The organism is Pseudomonas tehranensis (assembly GCF_014268615.1).
GTDB lineage: Bacteria > Pseudomonadota > Gammaproteobacteria > Pseudomonadales > Pseudomonadaceae > Aquipseudomonas > Aquipseudomonas tehranensis.
In genome coordinates this window covers 1-5,273 of record NZ_JABWQV010000301.1, presented here as the reverse complement: position 1 = coordinate 5,273, position 5,273 = coordinate 1, and the positions used below count along the sequence as shown (strand labels likewise).

The window sequence follows — 5,273 nt, the reverse complement described above, 5'->3', positions numbered from 1 at the left end:
GGTTTGCCTGGGATGCCGGGGATCGGCTGATTGAACAGCGCAATCTGGATGGCAGCACGAAACGTTATACCTATGATGCCCTCGATAACGTAAAACGGGTCGAGACCCACGCAGCGCCGCAAAATGATCACCGACCCAGCGAAAAGCCTATCGTCCAGCATCTGGAACGCGATGCAATTGGCAGACTGACAACCCGAATCACACCTGACGGACAGTCCCGGTACAGCTATAGCCCACTGAACCAATTGATCGAAGCCATCGTTATCGATCACAACGGCAACGAACAACGACTGGGCTTCACTTATGACGCTCTGGGTTATCTGATTGAAGAACAGAGTTCGACAGGCCATCTAAAACATCATTACGACGAACTTGGCAACCTGGTCCAGACCCAACTGCCCGATGGCCGCTGGATTAACCGCCTGTACTACGGCAGCGGCCACCTGCACCAGATCAACCTCGACGGTCATGTCATCAGCGACTTCGAGCGCGACCGCCTGCACCGCGAAGTGCTGCGCACCCAGGGCCAGATCAGCACCCGCAGCGAATACGACCGCAGCGGCCGCTTACGTAGTCGCCAGCGTCGGCACATCAGCCCTCCTTCGTTGATGGCGGCTGCCCAGCAAACCCATTTTGATTTCGATCTCAATGATCATCTTGTGGAACGCCTCGAACGACTACCACAAGGTCAACAACGCCAATTGCTGCACTACGACGTAACAGGTCGGATCCTGGCCAGCCAGGGAAGTCGTCAAGGTCAGAATGAAACATTCTCCTTCGACGCAGCAGCCAATCTCCTCGACGGTCCCAGCGGTGCAGTTGGGCGGGTTGTGCATAACCAAGTGCTGACCTATCAGGACAAGCGTTATCGCTACGACGGCTTTGGACGAATGATTGAAAAACGCAGCAGACGGTACGGCCTGCAGCGTTTCAGTTACAACTCAGACCATCGCTTGATTGAAGTGCGAACCCAGAAAACCGAGGGTGAAAGCGTGATCAGAATGCGCTATGACCCCTTGGGCCGAAGGATCGAGAAAACAGAGCATGACGGCAACGGGCGACTCATTGCCTGTACGCGCTTCGACTGGGATGGCCTGCAGTTACTCAAAGAACATAAAAACAGTCAGACCAGCCTGTACCTCTACATCGGTACCGGTCACGAACCCTTGGCCAGGGTTGATGGCATCGATAAAAATCAACGCGTGCGCTATTACCACAACGACCCCAACGGGCTGCCACAAGCCTTGACGGAAAGTGACGGCCATCCGCTATGGCATGCGCATTATCAGGTATGGGGCAACACCCTCGAGGAGGTACGTGAGCCGTACTACATCGAAGAACAGAACCTGAGGTTTCAGGGGCAATACCTGGATCGGGAAACAGGTCTGCACTACAACACCTTCCGCTTTTATGATCCGGATGTAGGACGCTTTACCACCCCCGACCCACTGGGCCTGACCGGTAGCCTGAACCTTTACCGCTACTCACCGAATCCATTCACCTGGATCGATCCGCTGGGACTGAAAGAGAACGAGATTATTCGTTACATGGGCGAAAGCGAAACGGTCTCATCCAAGGCAGCCAACGGCGGTAAAGGGGGGCTTGTTCCGAATATCAGAGGTGAGAAAGCCGTCTGGGTGAATCAGGACAGCAATCCCGGCTTCAATCCGGGCAACGAAAAGTATCGGGTAGTCGCCACCGTCAATAATGAAGGGGTTAGCATGCTCAACGACCACAAGGATATTTCTACCGTTGACTATAAGGAGACGGGCCTTAAGGATGGCGTGCTATCCAAAACGAATGAGCCCAAGGCCAGAGGTATCGGTTTCCGGTTACTGGATAAATTCAATAAAACCATCACATCGTTCCGTGTCGAGAAAAAAGGCCCGAACGGAAAATGGAAAACCTGCGGATAACGGTATGGACATCTTCAACCTCCTTTCATGCAAGCTTGAACATTTCCTGAATGCCCGGCCGTACCCAAAGACGCTGGGGGCTGTGTTTTATGAAGAGGATGAGCCTTCGCTGCTGCGTGTTGTTGCCAGAAAACACAACGGCTCACCCTTCAGCGTAAGCCGCTGGCATGATTTGTTTTCCGTAAGCGCTTTAGAAAAATCCATGTCGAAAAACGGTTTCACGGAGCCGGACTGCTACGCCCTTCTTCTGGTCCTGTCGCGCTTTGGCTATCTGCTTGAAATCGACAACCGACAACGCTCCAACAAAGACTATTTTATTTTCTTCTATCTGATTCAGTTGATCAGCTTGAAGAACAGCCCTCTCGATGCGGATACACAACTCAGGAACCACATGCTCAGGTTCCTCCTCTTCGAACTGAGCATCGACGACGAGGCGTATCGTCGGTTCAGCATCAAGGGTAATCGGTTGATGATGGCGACCGACGCATTGGGACCTGTGGACTTACTGGATGTCATCGACCTGGTTTACAACGTGATCAAGTCCGACAGTAGAAAAGAACATGCGTTGTTAAGCACGCTGAAAAGTTATCAAGCCAGCGTCGTCAAGTTACTGGTAGAACCCGACAGCACAGGCTACCGTTTCAAGCTCAATGATCGATTCAGCGAATTCATGTACCCCGATGTATTTCTGAACACCTATGAGCACGATAAAAAGCAGATATTCAGTGCATTGGCCGACACGATCAACCCGTTCCAGTCAACGGAAAACCTGTTTGTCTCCAACATTATTCTGATGAACTATTCCTTCTACATTCTGAACAACAAGCCTCGTGAAATACTAAAACTGAAAAAGTACATCAACGATGAAGCCTTGTTCGGCAAACTGCTGGAAGCAATAATCACGCGCCGAATGGTCGTCAGCAAGGCGCTGTTCGACAACCTCCCCACGGGGCAGGATCTTTCCTTGATCAAAGACGAGCAAACCTCGTTCTACAACATCTTGTACCGCCAGTAGCAACCACTCTCAGATCACGTTTGCCGACATAGCAGTCCCTCATCATCTTTGTGCCTTTACGTCGATCCACGATACCGGCACAAAGCAAGCAAGCGCGCCTGTCGAACGAGTCGCCAGGCCCTTGGTTTTTTCGCCAACGCCATGGAATGTCTATAGTCAATTGATCTGGGTCATGACTTGTTACATCCGCTACACCATTCTATGCAGAGCCCCAACGCGACCAAAGGTCGCACCCTTGGGCTAGACCTACAGGCGTATCATTGCGCCACTGCAATACCCTTTCTGACCGTGGTCGGCACGTACTGACCCCGGCACTTTTCCACTGCCGTGGGATGCATTCTGATGAGTAACCAGATTCCGGTACATGACGTCACCCCGCCTGCCAAAGACGCGAGTAAAAGCGTTGACTTGTATGCCTCTCGGGAAAAAATCTACACCCGTGCCTTCACCGGTCTGTTCCGCAACCTGCGGATGGTCGGCGGTGGCGTGTTATTCCTGCTGTATTTCGGCACCGTCTGGTTGAATTGGGGCGGGCATCAGGCCGTCTGGTGGAACCTGCCGGAACGCAAATTCTTCATTTTCGGTGCGACCTTCTGGCCCCAGGACTTCATCCTCCTGTCCGGACTGCTGATCATCGCCGCCTTCGGCCTGTTTTTCATTACGGTCTATGCCGGGCGGGTCTGGTGCGGCTACACCTGTCCGCAAAGCGTGTGGACCTGGATTTTCATGTGGTGCGAGAAGGTCACCGAAGGCGACCGCAACCAACGCATCAAGCTCGACAAGGCGCCCATGAGCGGGAACAAGTTCCTGCGCAAGCTGGCCAAGCACAGCCTGTGGCTGCTGATCGGTTTTGTGACCGGCATGACCTTCGTCGGTTATTTCACGCCGATTCGCGAACTGGTGTTCGAATTCTTTACCGGCCAGGCCGATGGCTGGTCGTATTTCTGGGTCGGCTTCTTCACCCTCGCCACCTACGGCAACGCCGGCTGGCTGCGCGAGCAGGTGTGCATCTACATGTGCCCTTACGCCCGCTTCCAAAGCGTGATGTTCGACAAGGACACCCTGATCGTTTCCTACGACCCGCGTCGCGGCGAAAGCCGTGGCCCGCGCAAGAAGGGCGTTGACTACAAGGCCCTGGGCCTGGGGGACTGCATCGATTGCACCATGTGCGTCCAGGTCTGCCCCACCGGTATCGACATTCGCGACGGCCTGCAGATCGAATGCATCGGCTGCGCGGCGTGCATCGACGCCTGCGACAACATCATGGACAAGATGGATTACCCGCGCGGCCTGATCAGTTACACCACCGAACATAACCTCTCGGGGCAGAAAACCCATAAACTGCGCCCACGCCTGATCGGTTATGCCCTGGTGCTGCTGGCAATGATCAGCCTGCTGGTGACCGCGTTCTTCATGCGTTCGCTGGTCGGTTTCGACGTCAGCAAGGACCGTGTGCTGTACCGCGAGAACGCCGAAGGCCGGATCGAGAACGTCTACAGCCTCAAGATCATGAACAAGGACCAGCACGACCATACGTACGTGCTGGAGGCCTCCGGCCTGCCGGATCTCAAGCTCCAGGGACGCCGGGAAATCAAGGTCGCGGCCGGTGAGATCTTCACCCAGCCGGTAGAACTGTCCAGCGCACCGGACCAACTGCCGTCGAGCACCAACGAGGTGATGTTCATCCTCAAGGATGCCGATGACGACAGCGTTCATGTTGAAGCCAAGAGCCGGTTCATCGGCCCACAAATTCGTTGAGAGAATTGAACATGCCTGCAGCAACCGCCACCAGCCCCTGGTACAAGCACCTCTGGCCGTGGATCATCATTGCGATCCTGGCCTGCTCGGTCACACTGAGCCTGACCATGGTGACCATCGCCGTGAACAACCCGGACAATCTGGTCAACGACAACTACTACGAAGCCGGCAAAGGCATCAACCGCTCCCTGGAGCGCGAACTGCTGGGCCAGACTCTGCAACTGCATGCCAACGTGCAACTGGATGACGTCACCGGCGAAGTGAACCTGCGCCTGAGCGGCGATAGCCGGCCCCAGACCCTGGAACTGAGCCTGATCTCGCCCACCCAGCCAGAGAAGGATCGCAAGATCGTCCTGACGCGCAACGACAGCGAACCGGGACGGTATGTCGGTCAGTTGACGGACAAAATCGAAGGCCGGCGCTTTGTCGAATTGCTGGGTGTGGAGAACGACAAGACCTGGCGCCTGTTCGAAGAAGAGCAGATCAACCATGACCAGGCCATCCTGCTCGGCGATGAACCGCTGCAAGGCGCTGAAGACCTGAAAAAATAAGCTGCTTTCCTGTGGCGAGGGAGCTTGCTCCCG

The 5,273-nt window shown here is 54.8% G+C and carries 4 protein-coding genes; all 4 read left to right on the top strand.

What is annotated here, in order from left to right:
• Positions 1-1,916: RHS repeat-associated core domain-containing protein (locus tag HU811_RS24485; protein ID WP_186658568.1), on the top strand; the 1,916-nt coding region annotated here is incomplete at its 5' end.
• 4 nt (positions 1,917-1,920) lie between these two features.
• On the top strand, positions 1,921-2,931 hold the full coding sequence (locus HU811_RS24480; protein ID WP_186658566.1) for a hypothetical protein: 1,011 nt from the start codon (positions 1,921-1,923) through the stop codon (positions 2,929-2,931).
• 342 nt (positions 2,932-3,273) lie between these two features.
• Positions 3,274-4,689, top strand: a complete 1,416-nt coding sequence (gene ccoG / locus HU811_RS24475; protein WP_092459055.1) for a cytochrome c oxidase accessory protein CcoG — start codon at positions 3,274-3,276, stop codon at positions 4,687-4,689.
• 11 nt (positions 4,690-4,700) lie between these two features.
• The gene (locus tag HU811_RS24470) at positions 4,701-5,240 is read left to right on the top strand and encodes a FixH family protein (RefSeq protein ID WP_047227181.1); all 540 of its coding nucleotides are present in this window, start codon (positions 4,701-4,703) and stop codon (positions 5,238-5,240) included.
• The last annotated feature ends 33 nt before the right edge of the window (positions 5,241-5,273 follow it).